General features: G+C 52.5%; 16 protein-coding genes. 15 read left to right on the plus strand and 1 reads right to left on the minus strand.

The features are described from left to right. Positions 1-16: 16 nt before the first annotated feature. The 7 genes from phrB (at position 17) to nei (ending at position 6,227) form a co-directional block, all read left to right on the plus strand. Positions 17-1,495 (plus strand): deoxyribodipyrimidine photo-lyase, encoded by a 1,479-nt coding sequence (gene phrB, locus A8F97_RS03120; protein WP_033071792.1) that lies wholly within the window; start codon positions 17-19, stop codon positions 1,493-1,495. Next, positions 1,488-2,231, plus strand: a complete 744-nt coding sequence (locus A8F97_RS03125) for a type 2 GTP cyclohydrolase I (RefSeq protein WP_033071791.1) — start codon at positions 1,488-1,490, stop codon at positions 2,229-2,231. Before phrB ends, A8F97_RS03125 begins: the two co-directional genes overlap by 8 nt. A gap of 156 nt (positions 2,232-2,387) precedes the next feature. Beyond that, positions 2,388-3,044 carry a 5-oxoprolinase subunit PxpB gene (gene pxpB / locus A8F97_RS03130; RefSeq protein ID WP_025918726.1) on the plus strand — a complete coding sequence of 219 codons (657 nt, stop codon included), beginning with the start codon at positions 2,388-2,390 and terminating at the stop codon, positions 3,042-3,044. After that, positions 3,038-3,982 carry a 5-oxoprolinase subunit PxpC gene (pxpC, locus tag A8F97_RS03135; RefSeq protein WP_033071790.1) on the plus strand — a complete coding sequence of 315 codons (945 nt, stop codon included), beginning with the start codon at positions 3,038-3,040 and terminating at the stop codon, positions 3,980-3,982. Before pxpB ends, pxpC begins: the two co-directional genes overlap by 7 nt. Next, complete coding sequence (pxpA, locus tag A8F97_RS03140) at positions 3,972-4,709, plus strand: 5-oxoprolinase subunit PxpA (protein WP_015730901.1); 738 nt, start codon at positions 3,972-3,974, stop codon at positions 4,707-4,709. The genes pxpC and pxpA overlap by 11 nt, the downstream gene beginning before the upstream one ends. A 29-nt stretch (positions 4,710-4,738) precedes the next feature. After that, positions 4,739-5,386, plus strand: coding sequence for a pyroglutamyl-peptidase I (pcp, locus tag A8F97_RS03145; protein ID WP_025918724.1), 648 nt, complete (start codon positions 4,739-4,741; stop codon positions 5,384-5,386). A gap of 49 nt (positions 5,387-5,435) precedes the next feature. After that, entirely contained in the window at positions 5,436-6,227 is a 792-nt protein-coding gene (gene nei, locus A8F97_RS03150; RefSeq protein ID WP_033071789.1) for an endonuclease VIII, read from the plus strand. Between the two features lie 74 nt (positions 6,228-6,301). On the opposite strand, the gene A8F97_RS03155 is transcribed toward nei, so the two are convergent. Then, positions 6,302-7,588: a citrate synthase gene (locus tag A8F97_RS03155; protein ID WP_005973887.1), complete on the minus strand. Its 1,287-nt coding sequence runs from the start codon at positions 7,586-7,588 to the stop codon at positions 6,302-6,304. 666 nt (positions 7,589-8,254) lie between these two features. On the opposite strand from A8F97_RS03155, the gene sdhC reads away from it, so the two are divergent. From sdhC to sucD, 8 genes are all read left to right on the plus strand, one after another. After that, on the plus strand, positions 8,255-8,644 hold the full coding sequence (gene sdhC, locus A8F97_RS03160) for a succinate dehydrogenase cytochrome b556 subunit (RefSeq protein WP_015730898.1): 390 nt from the start codon (positions 8,255-8,257) through the stop codon (positions 8,642-8,644). Beyond that, on the plus strand, positions 8,638-8,985 hold the full coding sequence (gene sdhD, locus A8F97_RS03165; protein WP_005973891.1) for a succinate dehydrogenase membrane anchor subunit: 348 nt from the start codon (positions 8,638-8,640) through the stop codon (positions 8,983-8,985). The genes sdhC and sdhD overlap by 7 nt, the downstream gene beginning before the upstream one ends. Continuing rightward, positions 8,985-10,751, plus strand: coding sequence for a succinate dehydrogenase flavoprotein subunit (gene sdhA / locus A8F97_RS03170; protein WP_005973894.1), 1,767 nt, complete (start codon positions 8,985-8,987; stop codon positions 10,749-10,751). The genes sdhD and sdhA overlap by 1 nt, the downstream gene beginning before the upstream one ends. A gap of 16 nt (positions 10,752-10,767) precedes the next feature. Further along, on the plus strand, positions 10,768-11,484 hold the full coding sequence (locus A8F97_RS03175) for a succinate dehydrogenase iron-sulfur subunit (RefSeq protein WP_005973896.1): 717 nt from the start codon (positions 10,768-10,770) through the stop codon (positions 11,482-11,484). Between the two features lie 275 nt (positions 11,485-11,759). Beyond that, on the plus strand, positions 11,760-14,567 hold the full coding sequence (gene sucA / locus A8F97_RS03180) for a 2-oxoglutarate dehydrogenase E1 component (protein ID WP_014700699.1): 2,808 nt from the start codon (positions 11,760-11,762) through the stop codon (positions 14,565-14,567). A 15-nt stretch (positions 14,568-14,582) separates the two neighbouring features. Beyond that, the gene (gene odhB / locus A8F97_RS03185; RefSeq protein WP_014700698.1) at positions 14,583-15,809 is read left to right on the plus strand and encodes a 2-oxoglutarate dehydrogenase complex dihydrolipoyllysine-residue succinyltransferase; all 1,227 of its coding nucleotides are present in this window, start codon (positions 14,583-14,585) and stop codon (positions 15,807-15,809) included. A gap of 209 nt (positions 15,810-16,018) precedes the next feature. Further along, positions 16,019-17,185: an ADP-forming succinate--CoA ligase subunit beta gene (gene sucC / locus A8F97_RS03190; RefSeq protein ID WP_014700697.1), complete on the plus strand. Its 1,167-nt coding sequence runs from the start codon at positions 16,019-16,021 to the stop codon at positions 17,183-17,185. Beyond that, positions 17,185-18,057, plus strand: coding sequence for a succinate--CoA ligase subunit alpha (gene sucD / locus A8F97_RS03195; protein WP_033071788.1), 873 nt, complete (start codon positions 17,185-17,187; stop codon positions 18,055-18,057). Before sucC ends, sucD begins: the two co-directional genes overlap by 1 nt. The last annotated feature ends 128 nt before the right edge of the window (positions 18,058-18,185 follow it).

Raw genomic sequence — 18,185 nt, forward strand, 5'->3', positions numbered from 1 at the left:
TCGCCTGAGGAATTTCATGACCACGCCTGTCGTTACACATGTTGTCTGGCTGCGCAATGACCTGCGCGTTACCGATAATCTGGCGCTACACGCAGCTTGTCAGAATCCGAATGCGACCGTGCTGGCGGTATTCATCGCGACGCCTGCGCAGTGGAAGCTGCATGATATGGCACCGCGTCAGGCGACTTTTCTGCTAGATAACCTGACGTTGGTACAGCACGCGCTAGCGGAGAAAGGCATCCCGCTGCATTACCACGAATGTGCTGACTTTGCGGCGTCGGTTGATTGGCTAGTGCAGTTCTGTGCACAGCAGCAGGCTACCGATCTTTTTTACAACCATCAGTATGAAATCAACGAACGCCTGCGTGATAAGCAGGTGAAAGATCGGCTGACTGATAGCGTGGTTTGCCATGGCTATCACGACAGCCTGTTGTTGCCACCGGGTAGCGTGCTGACGGGTAACGGCGAGATGTATAAAGTATTTACGCCATTCCGTCAGGCCTTTATCAAACGCTTGCTGGAAGCGGATACCATGTGTGTACCCGCACCGGACGTGCGCGGTGAGCCGATCAATAACACAGTGGCATTCGTGCCGTTCAGTTATCCGCGGGTTGAGGTTAATAACGACGATTTCCCCTGCGGCGAACGTGCGGCATTGCAGCAATTGCGACGCTTTTGCCGCGAGCAGGTGCAGGATTATGATCAACAGAGAGATTTCCCGGCGCAGCCCGGCACCAGTAAACTGTCTCCGTATCTGGCACTTGGAATCGTATCGCCGCGTCAATGTTTTAACCGCCTGCGTACCGAATGCCCAGAGATGCTGGAACGGCGCGAAGGCGGGGCATTTACCTGGTTTAACGAGTTAGTCTGGCGTGAATTTTACCGCCACCTGATCGTTTCCTGGCCACTGTTGTGTAAGCACCGCCCGTTCACCGCGTGGACGCAGTGGGTGAAATGGCGGGAATCGCCGGAGGATTTAGCGGCCTGGCAGCAGGGGAAAACTGGCTATCCGATTGTGGATGCGGCGATGCGTCAACTGAATGAAACGGGGTGGATGCATAATCGACTGCGTATGATCTGCGCCAGCTTTCTCGTCAAAGATTTACTGATCGACTGGCGTGAAGGCGAGCGCTACTTTATGTCACAACTGCTGGATGGCGATCTGGCAGCGAATAACGGCGGCTGGCAGTGGGCGGCGTCAACGGGCACCGATGCGGCACCTTATTTTCGTATTTTTAATCCGACAACGCAGGGTGAACGTTTCGATCCTGAAGGGCGGTTTATTCGCCATTGGCTACCTGAACTGGCTATTGTGCCGGATAAAGACATTCATCAGCCCCATCGCTGGGCCGACAAACAACATTTTAAGCTGAACTATCCGCAGCCAATCGTTGACCACAAAACTGCTCGTCAGGATACGCTGGCGGCGTTTGAAGCGGCAAAAAACATCGGCATGGCGAATAACGATCGAGAAGAGAAGAGTAAGTATGCGTAATACGGATTTAGAAAGGGTCATTAACGAGAAACTGAGTACGGCGGCGTTTCAGGATTATGCACCTAACGGTTTACAGGTTGAGGGGCGTGTTGAAGTAAAACGTATTGTAACGGGCGTCACCGCCTCACAGGCGCTGTTGGATGCGGCGGTAGAAAAGCAGGCCGATGCGATTCTGGTTCACCACGGCTATTTTTGGAAAAACGAACCGCAGATTGTCTGTGGCATGAAGCGTAACAGACTGAAAACGCTGCTGCTCAATGATATCAACCTGTATGGCTATCACCTGCCGCTGGATGCACACCCGGAGTTGGGGAATAACGCACAGTTGGCGGCGCTGCTTGAGATTCAGGTGCAGGGCATGATCGAACCGCTGGTGCCGTATGGCGAGTTGGCGCAGCCCATGACAGCAGAGGCCTTTTGCCGCCGCGTAGAAAAACGGCTGGGGCGTAGCGTGCTGCATTGTGGGGATAATGCACCGCAACAGATACAGCGTGTGGCCTGGTGTACCGGTGGCGGTCAAGGGTTTATTGAACAAGCTGCCCGATTCGGCGTCGATGCCTTTATTACGGGTGAAGTGTCTGAGCAAACCATCCACATCGCGCGTGAAATGGGGCTGCATTTTTTCGCTGCCGGACACCATGCTACTGAGCGCGGCGGCATTCGCGCGTTGGGTGAATGGCTGGCGGTACAGCATGGTCTTGATGTGACATTTATTGATATTCCTAACCCAGCCTGATGGACTGAAAATATCGGTATTGCACATGAATGATGGTGTACTTTGTATGTTGGCATCGTTGTTGCTTAACTATTGAGAAGAGAATAGATCGGTAAGCAGCGTTAATCATTTAGCCATGTTCATCATGATGGATAAAACGTGATTCAGGAGGAAAGATTGCAACGAGCACGGTGTTATCTTCTGGGCGAGAGAGCTGTCGTACTGGAACTGGAACCGCCCATGTCGCTGGAGAGCCAGCAGCGGATATGGGGGCTTACCGAGCGCCTGAATCACCATGAAGAGGTGCTGGAAGCGATTCCGGGGATGAACAACCTAACGGTGCTGTTGGCGCATCCACAACAGGTGGCGCTGGATGCGATTGAGCGTTTGCAGAACTGGTGGGAAGAAAGCGAATCGCTGGTATTTGATCCACGTGACATCGACATTCCAGTCGTTTATGGCGGAGAAGCGGGGCCAGATCTGGCAGAAGTAGCCACTCACAGCGGCCTGACGGTGAGCCAGGTTGTGGAAGCGCATGCGGCTGCACAGTACGTGGTCTACTTTTTGGGTTTCCAACCGGGTTTTGCCTACCTCGGCGGATTAAATGAGAAACTGCATATGCCGCGTCGCGCTGAACCCCGCCTGCGTGTGCCAGCGGGATCGGTCGGGATTGGCGGTGCGCAGACCGGGATTTATCCGCTGGCGACGCCGGGCGGCTGGCAGTTGATTGGCCGCACCTCATTGACGCTGTTCAACCCGCAAACGATGCCGCCAACGCTGCTGCGCCCTGGGGATAACGTTCGGTTTCTGCCACTGAAGGAGGGCGTATGCTGAAAGTTATCCATGCCGGATTACATACGTCGGTGCAGGACGGCGGTCGCGTCGGCTTTCGTCGTTTGGGCATCAGCCAGTCAGGTGCGCTCGATCTGCCTGCTCTGCAAATGGCTAACCTGCTGGTGGGTAACGCAGAGAATGCGGCTGCGCTGGAAATTACGCTGGGTAAATTTACTGCAACGTTTACCACGGCCTGCTGGGTTGCGCTAACCGGCGCCGACTGCCATGCAGAGCTGGATGGAAAGCCGCTCTGGACAGGCTGGCGTTTCGCCGTGAAACCGGGACAAACGTTAAAAATGCGCCTGCCGCGTAACGGAATGCGTAGCTATTTGGCTCTGTCCGGTGGCGTCAATGTGCCAGAAGCGTTGGGTTCGCGTAGTACCGATTTGAAAGCCGGATTTGGTGGTTTTGACGGGCGTTTATTGAGGGATGGCGATGCGCTTCCGCTGGGGACGCCGACTCGCGAACTGACACGAGAAGTGGGTATCAAGCAGTTGTTATTCAGTAACCGCGTGCGGGCATTGCCGGGGCCGGAATACCAGGAGTTCAGCGAAGAGATGCAGGAACTGTTCTGGCGCACCTCCTGGCAGTTGAGCCCACAAAGTAACCGCATGGGTTACCGGCTGCAGGGCGCTGAGCTACAGCGAACCACATCGTCAGGTAATCAACCGCGCGAGCTGCCTTCACATGGGTTGCTGCCGGGCGTCGTGCAGGTTCCCCACAATGGTCATCCTATTGTACTGCTGGCGGATGCACAGACCACCGGTGGCTATCCGCGCATTGCGAGTGTGATTGAAGCGGATTTATTCCATTTGGCGCAAATTCGGCTCGGTGAACCGATACATTTTATTCACTGTACGCCAGCTCAGGCGCAAAAAGCCGCAGAAGAGCAGCGGCGTTACCTCGAACAATTGGCGTGGAGGCTGCATGATTATTGATCTGAATGCCGATTTGGGCGAGGGCGGTGAGAACGACGAAGCGCTGCTGAAGCTGGTGACATCGGCCAATATTGCCTGTGGCTTTCACGCGGGTGATGCGCAGACCATGCGTCAGTCTGTGCGCTGGGGGATGGGCTATGGGGTCGCGCTTGGTGCTCACCCAAGTTTTCTCGATCGTGAAAATTTTGGTCGCAAGGCGATGAATGTACCCGCAGAAATTGTCTTTGCGCAGATGGTGTATCAGCTTGGCGCGCTCAGTGCGATCGTTGCTGCTGAAGGGGGAACGCTGTCGCACGTAAAGCCTCACGGTATGCTTTACAATCAGGCTGCCAGCCAGCCAGGGTTAGCCGATGCGGTAGCCAAGGCGGTAAAGGCCGTCAACCCGGCACTGCGTTTGGTCGGGTTGGCGGGAAGTGAGTTGATTCGAGCCGGAAAACGTCTAGGGCTAGAAACGCGCCAGGAAGTGTTCGCCGATCGCTGCTATCTGCCAGACGGGATGCTGGTGTCGCGCACTCAGGCGGGGGCGTTGATTAACAGCGATGAACTGGCGCTGGCACAGACGTTGGAAATGATTCAACGCCAGCGGGTCAGGGCGATCGACGGTTCCTGGGTTAACGTACAAGCTGATACGGTATGCATTCACGGCGATGGGCAGCATGCGCTGTTGTTTGCTCGCAAATTACGACACTGTTTTAGCCAGCATCAGATAGCTGTTGCTGCCGCGTAATCATTATTTTTGTATGACGGGGATAACAGATGAAAACCGTTTTAATCACGGCGTTTGAACCTTTTGAGGGGGAAGCGATTAACCCCTCTTGGGAAGCGGTAAAAGTCCTTCATCAGCGCGAGGTCGGCGGTGCACGCGTGGTGGCTTGCCGTTTATCTTGCGCCTTTGACCTGTCACTGGAACAGCTTTACCGTGCGATGGCGGAATGGCAGCCGGAAGTGGTGATCGCCGTGGGGCAGGCTGGCGGTCGTGCTGATATTTCCGTCGAGCGTGTGGCGATCAACATTAATGATGCTCGAATTCCTGATAACCGAGGCAACCAGCCGATCGATACGCCCGTGGTGGAAAACGGGCCAGCGGCGTATTTCTCGACGCTGCCGGTGAAAGCGCTGGTGCAGGCATTACGCGTGGCGGGCATTCCCGCTGCGGTATCGCAAACTGCGGGGACGTTTGTCTGCAATCACGTGATGTACGGGCTCTTACATCGTCTCCATCAGCAGGGAGATGCAGTGCGTGGTGGTTTTGTGCATATTCCCTATTCGCCGGAACAGGCTGCTCATCATCCCAGTGAGCCGAGTATGCCCACGTCGCTAGTCACCACGGCGCTGGAAGTGATGATTAAGCAATCGCTGGTGCAGCAGGGTGATGTGTCGGTCACTGGCGGGGCATTACATTAGTTTAGTGAATCGCTCTGCCGCAGAGTGTCTGATTTTTAGGGAGTAAAGTATGCCGGAAGGACCGGAAATTCGCCGGGCGGCTGATAAGCTGGTTGAGGCAGTGGTGGGGAAAACGCTGACGCGTGTCTGGTTTGCGTTTCCAGAACTGAAGCCGTATGAAACACAATTGGTCGGGCAGCAGGTCAGGCAGATCGAAACGCGCGGAAAGGCGCTACTGACCTATTTTAGCAACGATCGGGTGTTGTATAGCCACAATCAGCTCTATGGCGTGTGGCGAGTTGTGAATGCGGGTGAGTCGCCGGAAACGAAACGGGATTTACGCATCCGGCTGGAAACACAGGATCGTGCCATTTTGCTCTATAGCGCATCAGATATTGAAATGCTGACGCCGGAGACACTGGCGACACACCCTTTTCTGCAACGTATTGGCCCTGATGTGTTGGATCTGTCTCTGACGCCGGAGCAGGTCTGCGAGCGTTTGTTGCTACCGCGTTTTCGACGTCGTCAGTTCAGTGGGCTGCTGCTGGATCAGGCTTTTCTCGCAGGGTTGGGGAATTATCTGCGCGTCGAGATTCTCTGGCAGGCCCAGTTGGCACCGCAGCATACGGCGTCGCAGTTGAATGAGGAACAGTTGCAGACGCTGAGTCGAGCGCTGCTGGAGATTCCTCGGTTGTCTTACAACACGCGCGGCACCGTTGATGAAAACCACCATCATGGTGCAATTTTCTCGTTCAAGGTTTTCCATCGTGAAGGGGAAAGCTGTGAGCGCTGCGGTGGGATCATTGAAAGAACGATGCTGTCATCGCGCCCATTTTATTGGTGCCCGCACTGCCAGAGGTAGTAGAAGTAAGAGAAATTCGGTTCTGAAGCAACAAAGGCCGGAAAATCCGGCCTTTTGTGTATGTGCTGAATGGATTAATCGTGTTTCAGGTTGGACGAGAAGTCACGTTTGTCATAGCCAGTATACAACTGACGTGGACGGGCAATCTTGATGCCGTCGGCATGCATTTCGCTCCAGTGTGCAATCCAGCCCACGGTACGCGCCATCGCGAAGATGACGGTAAACATGGAAGATGGAATCCCCATCGCTTTCAGGATGATTCCAGAGTAGAAGTCCACGTTCGGGTACAGTTTCTTCTCAATGAAGTACGGGTCGTTCAGCGCGATATGTTCCAGCTCCATCGCCACTTCCAGCAGATCGTCTTTTCTGCCCAATTCTTTCAGCACTTCATGGCAGGTTTCACGCATCACTGTGGCGCGCGGGTCGTGGTTTTTGTACACACGGTGACCGAAGCCCATCAGGCGGAAAGAGTCGTTCTTGTCTTTTGCTCGCTCGATAAACGCCGGAATGTGTTCCACGCTGCTGATCTCTTCCAGCATACGCAGACAGGCTTCGTTCGCGCCGCCGTGCGCCGGTCCCCACAGCGAGGCGATCCCCGCGGCGATACAGGCAAATGGGTTTGCACCAGACGAACCTGCGGTACGCACGGTAGACGTAGAGGCGTTTTGTTCGTGATCGGCATGCAGGATAAGAATGCGGTCCATGGCGCGTTCCAGCACCGGATTCACAACATATTCTTCACAAGGGGTGGAGAACATCATGTGCAGGAAATTACCCGCGTAGGACAGGTTGTTTTTCGGGTAAACAAACGGCTGACCCAGTGAATATTTATAACACATCGCTGCGACGGTCGGCATTTTCGACAGCAGGCGGTAGGCCGCGATTTCGCGGTGGCGCTCGATATTAATGTCGAGAGAATCGTGGTAAAACGCCGCCAGTGCACCGGTGACGCCGCATAAAACGGCCATTGGATGTGAATCACGACGGAAACCGTGGAACAGACGGGTAATCTGCTCATGGATCATGGTATGACGAGTCACGGTTGTCTTGAAGGTTTCATACTGTTCTACCGTTGGGGTTTCACCGAATAGCAGGATGTAACAAACTTCAAGATAATTAGATTTTTCAGCCAGTTGGGCAATCGGGAAGCCACGGTGCAGCAGGATGCCTTCGTCGCCGTCGATATAGGTAATTTTTGATTCGCAAGATGCGGTAGAGGTAAAGCCAGGGTCAAATGTGAAGTAACCTTTCGAACCGAGAGGACGGATATCAATCTCATCATATCCTAGCGTACCAGATAGGACATTTAGCTCAATCGGTTCTTTACCTTCTAGGGTAAGTGTTGCTTTTTTATCAGCCATTTACAGTCTCCTTAGCGCTTTAATTTTAAAAATTCTCACTGAAGAAATACCGTCATGCCTGTGCACCGGACGAGTAATGACCGGTGAAACTCTGTCGTGACACAGTCGTCAAATAGGATACAGAGTAAGGCGGGTAGCCGCATTCAGGATGAAAAATTCGTTCTCCAGGTAATTAACAATCTCCAGGCAATTAACAATTATCAGATAATTAATCACGTTCTGAATAGATTGTAGCCATTACCTATGACTTTTACGTGGACTCTCTTCACTGTTACATAAGTTACGCCAGTGTGGAAGTGTCCACCGTGCTTTAACACATCATAAGAAATTCAATCCCCTAGTTGTAATTGAAATGTTGAAGTTTTGTCAAATCAGATAATTAATTTTATATAAATTGTGAACTTCGTGATCTAAATCACTGTTCGTGGCAAATGTCACCAAACAGTTTGTATGGGAATTGTAATGGGAATGTGAAGGACCTATACTCCCGCCAGGTCTCCGGAATCACCCTGCAGTAGGAGCACCCAGTATGAAAGGATCATGCGCTGTTTAGACACCGGAATGTCGATGTTTGAGCGCGTATCGTAAACCCACTTTCAGGGCTGCAACTTTCATACTGTCTGACCTCACATCAGGCCCGGAGGAAGAAACAATAATAAAAGCTGTGTGGGCAAATCCGTGAAAAAACAAAGACCTGTCAATCTGGAATTGCAGACGATTCAGTTCCCCGTTACTGCGATAGCATCTATTCTTCACCGCGTCTCCGGCGTTATCACCTTTGTCGCTGTCGGTATTTTACTGTGGCTGTTAGGCACTTCTCTTTCTTCAGAGGAAGGGTTCCTACGCGCCGCGGAAATTATGGATAGTTTCATCGTCAAGTTTATCGTCTGGGGCATCCTCGCTGCGTTGGCTTATCACATTGTTGGTGGTTTACGTCACCTGTTGATGGATTTTGGCTATATAGAAGAAGACCTTGCCGCAGGTAAGCGTTCTGCAAATATTTCATTTATTATTACTGTCGTGCTTTCAATTCTGGCTGGAGTCCTCGTATGGTAAGCAATGCTTCTGCGTTAGGACGCAATGGCGTACACGATTGGTTACTGATTCGCGCTTCCGCCATCGTCATTGTTCTATATGTAATTTATATTATTGGTTTTATTGCTACGGCTGGCGACATCACTTATGAAATCTGGCGTGGTTTCTTCGCGATGGCCCTCACCAAAGTATTCACACTGCTAACGTTATTTTCCATTCTGGTTCATGCCTGGATAGGGATGTGGCAAGTGCTGACCGACTACATTAAACCGCTGGCCTTACGCCTGACTTTACAGTTGGCAATTGTGGTAGCGCTGTTGGTGTACGTCATTTATGGAACTGTTGTGGTGTGGGGTGCGTGATGAATTTGCCAGTCAGAGAATTTGATGCAGTGGTTGTGGGTGCGGGTGGCGCAGGTATGCGTGCCGCGCTACAAATCTCCCAAATGGGCCAGTCCTGTGCCCTATTATCGAAAGTGTTCCCAACCCGTTCTCATACTGTATCTGCGCAGGGCGGTATTACCGTCGCGTTGGGTAATACCCATGAGGATAACTGGGAATGGCATATGTATGACACCGTCAAAGGGTCGGATTACATTGGCGATCAGGACGCGATTGAATATATGTGTAAAACCGGCCCGGAAGCGATTCTGGAACTGGAACACATGGGGCTACCGTTCTCCCGTCTGGATGATGGCAGCATTTATCAGCGTCCGTTCGGTGGTCAATCCAAGAATTTTGGCGGTGAGCAGGCTGCACGTACCGCCGCAGCCGCTGACCGTACCGGCCATGCGCTGCTGCACACGCTGTATCAGCAGAACCTGAAAAATCACACCACTATTTTCTCCGAGTGGTATGCCCTCGATCTGGTGAAAAATCAGGATGGCGCGGTTGTCGGCTGTACGGCGATCTGTATCGAAACCGGTGAAGTTGTCTATTTCAAAGCGAAAGCAACCGTGCTGGCAACGGGCGGTGCGGGCCGTATCTACCAGTCCACCACCAATGCGCACATTAATACCGGCGACGGCGTGGGCATGGCATTGCGTGCCGGTGTTCCGTTGCAGGACATGGAAATGTGGCAGTTCCACCCAACGGGTATTGCTGGTGCGGGTGTGCTGGTCACCGAAGGCTGTCGTGGTGAAGGCGGCTATTTGCTGAATAAGCACGGTGAGCGTTTCATGGAACGCTATGCGCCAAACGCGAAAGATCTGGCCGGCCGTGATGTGGTTGCTCGTTCTATTATGATCGAGATTCGTGAAGGTCGTGGCTGTGAGGGTCCATGGGGGCCGCACGCCAAGCTGAAGCTGGATCATCTGGGTAAAGACGTTCTGGAATCTCGTCTGCCGGGTATTTTGGAACTGTCCCGCACGTTTGCTCACGTCGATCCGGTAAAAGAACCGATTCCGGTTATCCCAACCTGTCACTACATGATGGGCGGTATTCCGACCAAAGTGAGCGGTCAGGCGTTGACGGTAAACGAGAAAGGCGAAGATGTGGTGATCCCTGGGCTGTTCGCCGTGGGTGAAATTGCCTGCGTATCGGTTCATGGTGCCAACCGTCTGGGCGGTAACTCGTTGCTCGACCTGGTGGTATTCGGTCGCTCTGCCGGACTTCACCTGAAAGAATCACTGGAAGAACAGGGCGAAAGCCGTGATGCCAGCGAATCCGATATTGAAGCGTCGCTCGATCGTATGAATCGTTGGAACAATACCCGTTCCGGTGAAGATCCGGTTGAAATCCGCAAGGCGCTGCAATCCTGCATGCAGAATAACTTCTCGGTATTCCGTGAAGGCGATGCGATGGCGAAAGGGTTGGAAGAGCTGAAAGTGATCCGTGAGCGCCTGAAAGACGCACGTCTGGATGACACCTCAAGCGAGTTCAACACCCAGCGCATTGAGTGTCTGGAATTGGATAACCTGATGGAAACGGCTTATGCAACAGCGGTTTCGGCTAACTTCCGTACCGAAAGTCGTGGGGCGCATAGTCGCTTCGATTACCCAGAGCGTGACGATGAAAATTGGTTGTGCCATTCATTGTATCTGCCGCAAACCGACAGCATGACGCGCCGTGAGGTGAACATGCAGCCTAAATTGCGTCCGGCGTTCCCGCCGAAAATACGTACTTATTAATTGCGGAGATCAAACGATGAAACTCGAATTTTCCATTTATCGTTACAACCCGGATGTTGACGATGCGCCGCGGATGCAGGATTACCAGTTGGAGGCGGAAGAAGGCCGCGACATGATGCTGCTGGATGCGCTGATGCTGCTGAAAGAACAAGATCCAACGCTTTCATTCCGTCGCTCCTGCCGTGAAGGTGTCTGTGGCTCCGACGGCGTTAACATGAACGGCAAAAATGGCTTGGCCTGTATTACGCCGGTTTCCGCGTTACAGCGCGGAAAGAGCAAAATTGTTATCCGTCCTTTACCGGGATTGCCGGTTGTGCGTGATTTGGTAGTGGACATGGGACAGTTCTATGCTCAATATGAGAAAATAAAGCCTTACCTGTTGAATAATGGGAAAAATCCACCAGCGCGTGAGCATCTGCAATCGCCTGAACAACGTGCCAAGCTGGATGGGTTGTATGAATGTATTATGTGTGCATGCTGTTCAACGTCTTGCCCGTCGTTCTGGTGGAACCCAGACAAGTTTGTTGGGCCTGCGGGGCTGCTGGCTGCGTACCGTTTCCTGATTGACAGTCGTGATACGGAAACTACGCCACGGTTGGACGATCTGGACGATGCATTTAGCGTTTTCCGCTGCCACGGTATCATGAACTGCGTCAGCGTCTGTCCGAAAGGACTGAACCCGACTAAGGCTATCGGCCATATTAAATCGATGTTACTGCACCGCAGCGCGTAACGGATAGCCATTACATAACGCGTTATTGCATAAAGAGTTAAGTAGTAAACATGTATCTCCCTCTGGAGTTGCTATTCTTCAGAGGGAGCGCAGGAAACCTTTAAAAACCGGCTTGCGCGCCAGAACCGGTTTTTAAAGGTTCCTTAGGGGGATGGATACTCTAAGCACGTACCGATTGTACGACAAGTGAACCGTTTGTACGGCAAACGATATACGGACACTAATTACATGTTAACCACGGCGAAAACTGAAGCTTATTAGCTTAAGGGATCATAATGCAGAACGGCGCGATGAAGGCCTGGCTGGATTCCTCCTATTTGGCGGGTGCGAATCAGTCCTACATAGAGCAACTCTATGAAGATTTTTTAACCGATCCTGACTCGATCGAACATAGCTGGCGCTCGATCTTCCAGCAACTGCCTACGAGCGGGGTCAAACCGGATCAACTCCATTCCAAAACGCGCGACTATTTCCGCCGTCTGGCGAAAGACTCTTCGCGCTTTACCTCATCTGTCACCGATCCCGATATTGATGTCAAGCAGGTCAAGGTATTGCAACTGATCAATGCATTCCGCTTCCGTGGGCATCAGCAGGCCAATCTGGACCCGATTTTCCTGCGTCCTCAGGAGCCGGTTGCAGAACTGGATCTGGATTATCATAACCTGACTCAGGATGACCTACAGGAATCCTTCAACGTGGGTTCTTTTGCCATCGGCAAAGACACCATGAAGCTGGAAGATCTGTATGACGCGCTGAAACGCACCTATTGCGGTTCTATCGGTGCGGAGTATATGCATATTACCAGCACGGAAGAGAAACGTTGGATCCAGCAACGTATTGAATCGGTAACCGGTCAACCGTCGTTTACGGTAGAAGAGAAACGCCGTTTCCTGAAAGAGTTAACCGCAGCCGAAGGGCTGGAGCGTTATCTGGGGGCCAAATATCCTGGCGCCAAGCGTTTCTCTCTGGAAGGCGGTGACGCACTGGTTCCGATGCTGAAAGAACTGATTCGCCATGCTGGTGCAAACGATACGCGTGAAGTTGTATTGGGGATGGCACACCGTGGTCGCCTTAACGTGCTGATCAACGTGTTGGGCAAAAAATCTCAGGATCTGTTCGACGAATTTGCCGGTAAGCATAAAGAGCACCTGGGTACAGGTGACGTTAAATATCACCAAGGCTTCTCGTCTGAATTTGAGACTGCTGGTGGTCTGGTACACTTGGCGCTGGCGTTCAACCCTTCGCATTTGGAGATCGTCAGCCCGGTTGTGACGGGATCGGTTCGTGCGCGTCTTGACCGCCTGAATAGCCAGAGCGGTCCACGTGTTTTGCCGATCACCATTCACGGCGATGCAGCAGTCAGTGGTCAGGGCGTGGTGCAGGAACTGTTGAATATGTCGACAGTGCGTGGTTATGAAGTTGGCGGTACGCTGCGTATTGTCATTAACAACCGTATTGGCTTCACGACGTCTAACCCACTGGATATCCGCTCCACCGAATACTGTACCGATATCGGCAAAATGGTGCAGGCACCGATTTTCCACGTTAATGCAGACGATCCGGAAGCCGTGGCGTTTGTTACTCGTCTGGCGCTGGATTTCCGTAACGCCTTCAAGCGCGATGTATTCATCGATTTGATTTGTTATCGTCGTCATGGCCATAACGAAGCTGATGAGCCAAGTGCAACGCAGCCGATGATGTACCAGAAGATCAAAAAACACCCGACGCCGCGTAAGGTGTATGCCGATCGCCTGGAACAGAATAAAACTATCACGCTGGAAGACGCCACCGAAATGGTCAACCTGTACCGCGATGCGCTGGATGCGGGTGAATGCGTGGTGGAAGAATGGCGTGAGATGGATATGCAGTCCTTTACCTGGACGCCGTATCTGAACCATGAGTGGGATGAACCTTATCCGCACGCAACGGAAATGAAACGTTTGCAGGAACTGGCGAAGCGTATCAGTGAAGTGCCGGAAGGGATTGACGTTCATCCTCGCGTTGCCAAAGTTTATGCTGACCGTGCCGAAATGGCCGCTGGCAACAAACCTTTCGACTGGGGTGGGGCAGAAACGCTGGCTTACGCTACGCTGGTTGATGAAGGGATCCCGATTCGTTTGTCTGGAGAGGACAGCGGTCGCGGTACGTTCTTCCATCGCCATGCAGTCGTGCATAACCAGATAAACGGTTCCAGTTATACACCGTTAAATCATGTGCATAACGGACAGGGCGAGTTTAACGTCTGGGACTCCGTGCTGTCAGAAGAAGCGATACTGGCGTTTGAATACGGCTATGCAACCGCAGAACCGCGCACGCTGACCATCTGGGAAGCGCAGTTTGGTGACTTTGCCAACGGTGCTCAGGTGGTGATCGACCAGTTCATCAGTTCCGGCGAGCAGAAGTGGGGCCGGATGTGTGGTCTGGTCATGCTGCTGCCGCATGGCTACGAAGGGCAAGGCCCGGAGCACTCGTCTGCCAGACTGGAGCGCTATCTGCAACTGTGTGCAGAGCAAAATATGCAGGTTTGTATTCCGTCAACACCGGCGCAGGTTTATCACATGCTTCGCCGTCAGGCGCTGCGCGGTATGCGCCGTCCGCTGGTGGTCATGTCGCCAAAATCTCTGCTGCGCCATCCGTTGGCGATCTCTTCACTGGATGAACTGGCAAATGGTTCCTTCCAGCCAGCGATTGGTGAAGTAGAAGAATTAGATCCAGCAGCCGTGAAGCGAGTCGTGCTTTGTTCCGGTAAGGTCTACTATGATTTGCTGGAGCAGCGCCGCAAGAACGAGCAAAAAGATGTCGCGATCGTCCGTATCGAACAGCTTTACCCGTTCCCGCATCAGGCTGTTCAAGCGGCACTGGAGCCTTTTTCCCAAGTCCATGATTTCGTATGGTGTCAGGAAGAGCCGCTGAATCAGGGAGCCTGGTATTGCAGTCAGCACCATCTCCGTGAAGTGATTCCGTTTGGATCTTCTTTACGTTATGCAGGACGCCCGGCGTCTGCATCACCTGCCGTTGGCTATATGTCCGTACACCAGAAACAACAGAAAGATCTGGTCGATGACGCGCTGAACGTTGATTAAATAAAAGGATAGATAATGAGTAGCGTAGATATTCTTGTACCCGACCTGCCTGAATCTGTAGCTGACGCCACTGTTGCAACCTGGCATAAAAAACCAGGCGATAGCGTCCAGCGTGATGAAGTATTGGTTGAGATTGAAACTGACAAAGTGGTGCTGGAAGTGCCAGCCTCTGAAGCAGGCGTTCTGGATGCCGTGCTGGAAGAAGAAGGCGCGACGGTAACGTCTCGCCAACTGCTAGGCCGTATTCGCCGTGGTGATAGTTCCGGTAAAGAAACTGGCGAGAAATCGCAGAGTAAAGAATCGACGCCGGCACAGCGTCATACCGCTGGTCTGGAAGAAGAGAACAGCGATGCGCTTAGCCCGGCTATCCGCCGCCTGATTGCAGAGCACGATCTCGATGCGTCAACGATTAAAGGCAGCGGCGTGGGTGGTCGAATTACCCGTGAAGACGTGGATAAGCATTTGGCTGCTCAGAAGAAAGACTCTGGTAAAGCGGCTAAATCTGAAGCTCCGGCAGCTTCTCCTGCGCCTGTTCTGGGGGCGCGTAGCGAAAAACGCGTACCGATGACGCGCCTGCGTAAGCGTGTTGCTGAGCGTCTGCTGGAAGCGAAAAACAGCACCGCAATGTTGACGACGTTTAACGAAATCAACATGCAGCCGATCATGGATCTGCGCAAGCAATACGGTGAAGCGTTTGAGAAGCGTCACGGTGTGCGTCTGGGCTTCATGTCCTTCTACATCAAAGCCGTCGTTGAAGCGCTGAAACGTTACCCTGAAGTAAATGCCTCCATTGATGGCGAAGATGTGGTTTACCACAACTATTTCGATGTCAGCATTGCGGTTTCTACCCCGCGTGGTCTGGTCACGCCAGTACTGCGTGATGTCGATGCGCTGGGCATGGCCGACATTGAGAAGCGTATCAAAGAGCTGGCCGTGAAAGGCCGTGACGGCAAACTGACGGTTGAAGAACTGCTGGGTGGTAACTTCACGATTACCAATGGCGGTGTCTTTGGTTCTCTGATGTCTACCCCAATCATCAACCCACCGCAGAGTGCGATCCTGGGCATGCATGCCATTAAAGATCGCCCAATGGCAGTTGATGGTCAGGTGGTTATTTTGCCGATGATGTATCTGGCGCTGTCTTACGATCACCGCTTGGTCGATGGCCGTGAGTCCGTTGGCTTCCTCGTGACGGTGAAAGAAATGCTGGAAGATCCCGCGCGTCTGCTGCTAGACGTTTAATTATCGCTGGGTCAGTCATTCTTGAGGGCGGATAACCCTGACGGTTTTCCGCCCGAAAAGATAAACCAAATTATGTGCTATGCAGGCCGTTTTTTCTCAACGGCGTTATCCAAATATATCAGAGAGTTTATGGCGCTTTTTTCTACCGAAAAAGTCGGTGATGAAAGTCGTCTGCCGACTTATCTCCAAACCTAAATGGATAGAACATCATGAATTTACACGAGTATCAGGCAAAACAACTCTTTGCTCGATATGGTTTACCGGCACCCACCGGCTATGCCTGTACGACACCGCGTGAAGCAGAAGAAGCCGCATCTAAGATTGGCTCGGGTCCGTGGGTTGTAAAATGTCAGGTTCACGCAGGCGGTCGCGGTAAAGCGGGCGGCGTTAAAGTAGTCAGTAACAAAGAAGACATTCGCGCTTTTGCTGAAAACTGGCTGGGTAAAAAGCTCGTTACTTATCAAACTGACGCACAGGGTCAACCGGTTCATCAGATTCTGGTTGAAGCCGCAACGGATATCGACAAAGAGCTTTATCTGGGCGCGGTTGTTGACCGTGGCACGCGTCGTGTCGTGTTCATGGCGTCCACCGAAGGTGGCGTAGAAATTGAAAAAGTGGCGGAAGAGACGCCGGAACTGATCCACAAAGCTGCTATCGATCCACTGGTAGGTCCACAGCCTTATCAGGGCCGCGAGTTGGCCTTCAAACTGGGTTTGAGCGGTAAGCAAGTTGCGCAATTCACCAAAATCTTCATGGGTCTGGCGACGCTGTTCCTTGAGCGCGATCTGGCGCTGGTCGAAATCAACCCACTGGTTATCACCAAGCAGGGCGATCTGATCTGTCTGGATGGCAAGCTGGGCGCAGACGGTAATGCACTGTTCCGTCAGCCTGAGCTGCGTGAAATGCGTGACCCAAGCCAGGAAGACTCTCGTGAAGCGCATGCAGCCCAGTGGGAACTGAACTATGTTGCGCTGGACGGCAACATCGGCTGTATGGTGAACGGTGCCGGTCTGGCGATGGGCACCATGGACATCGTGAAGCTACACGGCGGTTCTCCTGCTAACTTCCTTGATGTAGGCGGTGGCGCAACGAAAGAACGTGTTACTGAAGCGTTCAAAATTATCCTGTCTGACGACAAGGTAAAAGCCGTCTTTGTTAACATCTTTGGTGGCATCGTGCGTTGCGATTTGATCGCTGACGGTATCATCGGCGCGGTAGCCGAAGTGGGCGTTAGCGTGCCGGTTGTGGTACGTCTTGAAGGAAACAATGCGGAACTGGGTGCCAAGAAACTGGCGGATAGCGGCCTGAATATTATTGCCGCGACCAGCCTGACGGGTGCAGCTCAGCAGGTTGTTGCAGCAGTGGGGGATAAATAATGTCCATTCTGATTAATAAAAATACCAAAGTTATCTGTCAGGGTTTTACCGGTAGTCAGGGGACATTCCACTCTGAGCAAGCACTTGCTTACGGTACACAAATGGTCGGTGGTGTGACGCCGGGTAAAGGTGGCACGGAACATCTGGGTCTGCCCGTATTTAATACGGTGCGTGAAGCGGTAGAAGCGACGGGCGCAACGGCATCCGTTATCTATGTACCCGCACCGTTTTGTAAAGACTCTATTCTGGAAGCGATTGACGCAGGTATCGAGTTGATTATCTGCATCACTGAAGGTATCCCGACGCTGGATATGCTGACGGTGAAAGTGAAACTTGACCAGAGCGGCGTGCGGATGATCGGTCCGAACTGTCCCGGTGTGATCACGCCGGGCGAATGTAAGATTGGTATCATGCCGGGCCATATTCACCTGCCGGGTAAAGTCGGTATCGTTTCTCGTTCAGGCACGCTGACGTATGAAGCAGTGAAGCAAACGACCGATGCCGGGCTGGGTCAATCCAGTTGTGTCGGTATCGGTGGTGACCCGATCCCAGGCTCTAACTTCATCGATATTCTGAAACTGTTTGAACAGGATCCACAGACTGAAGCCATCGTCATGATCGGTGAAATCGGTGGTACGGCAGAAGAAGAAGCGGCAGCGTACATTAAAGAGCACGTGACGAAGCCGGTTGTCGGTTACATCGCGGGTGTAACGGCGCCGAAAGGCAAACGTATGGGCCATGCTGGTGCCATCATTGCCGGTGGTAAAGGCACTGCCGATGATAAATTTGCAGCGTTAGAAGCGGCAGGTGTTAAAACCGTTCGCAGTCTGGCGGATATCGGCGATGCAGTAAAAGCGGTATTAACTCGTTAATTTATTATTCGATGAAACACGCTAGCCACCTCCGGGTGGCTTTTTTTATTCATATTTGGCTTGCGAAGTTAATTGGCATAACTGAATTACGCATGACTTTTTCGGGGTTTTATCGGATAATTTGCGCG

The organism is Pectobacterium parmentieri (assembly GCF_001742145.1).
Classification (GTDB): Bacteria; Pseudomonadota; Gammaproteobacteria; order Enterobacterales; family Enterobacteriaceae; genus Pectobacterium; species Pectobacterium parmentieri.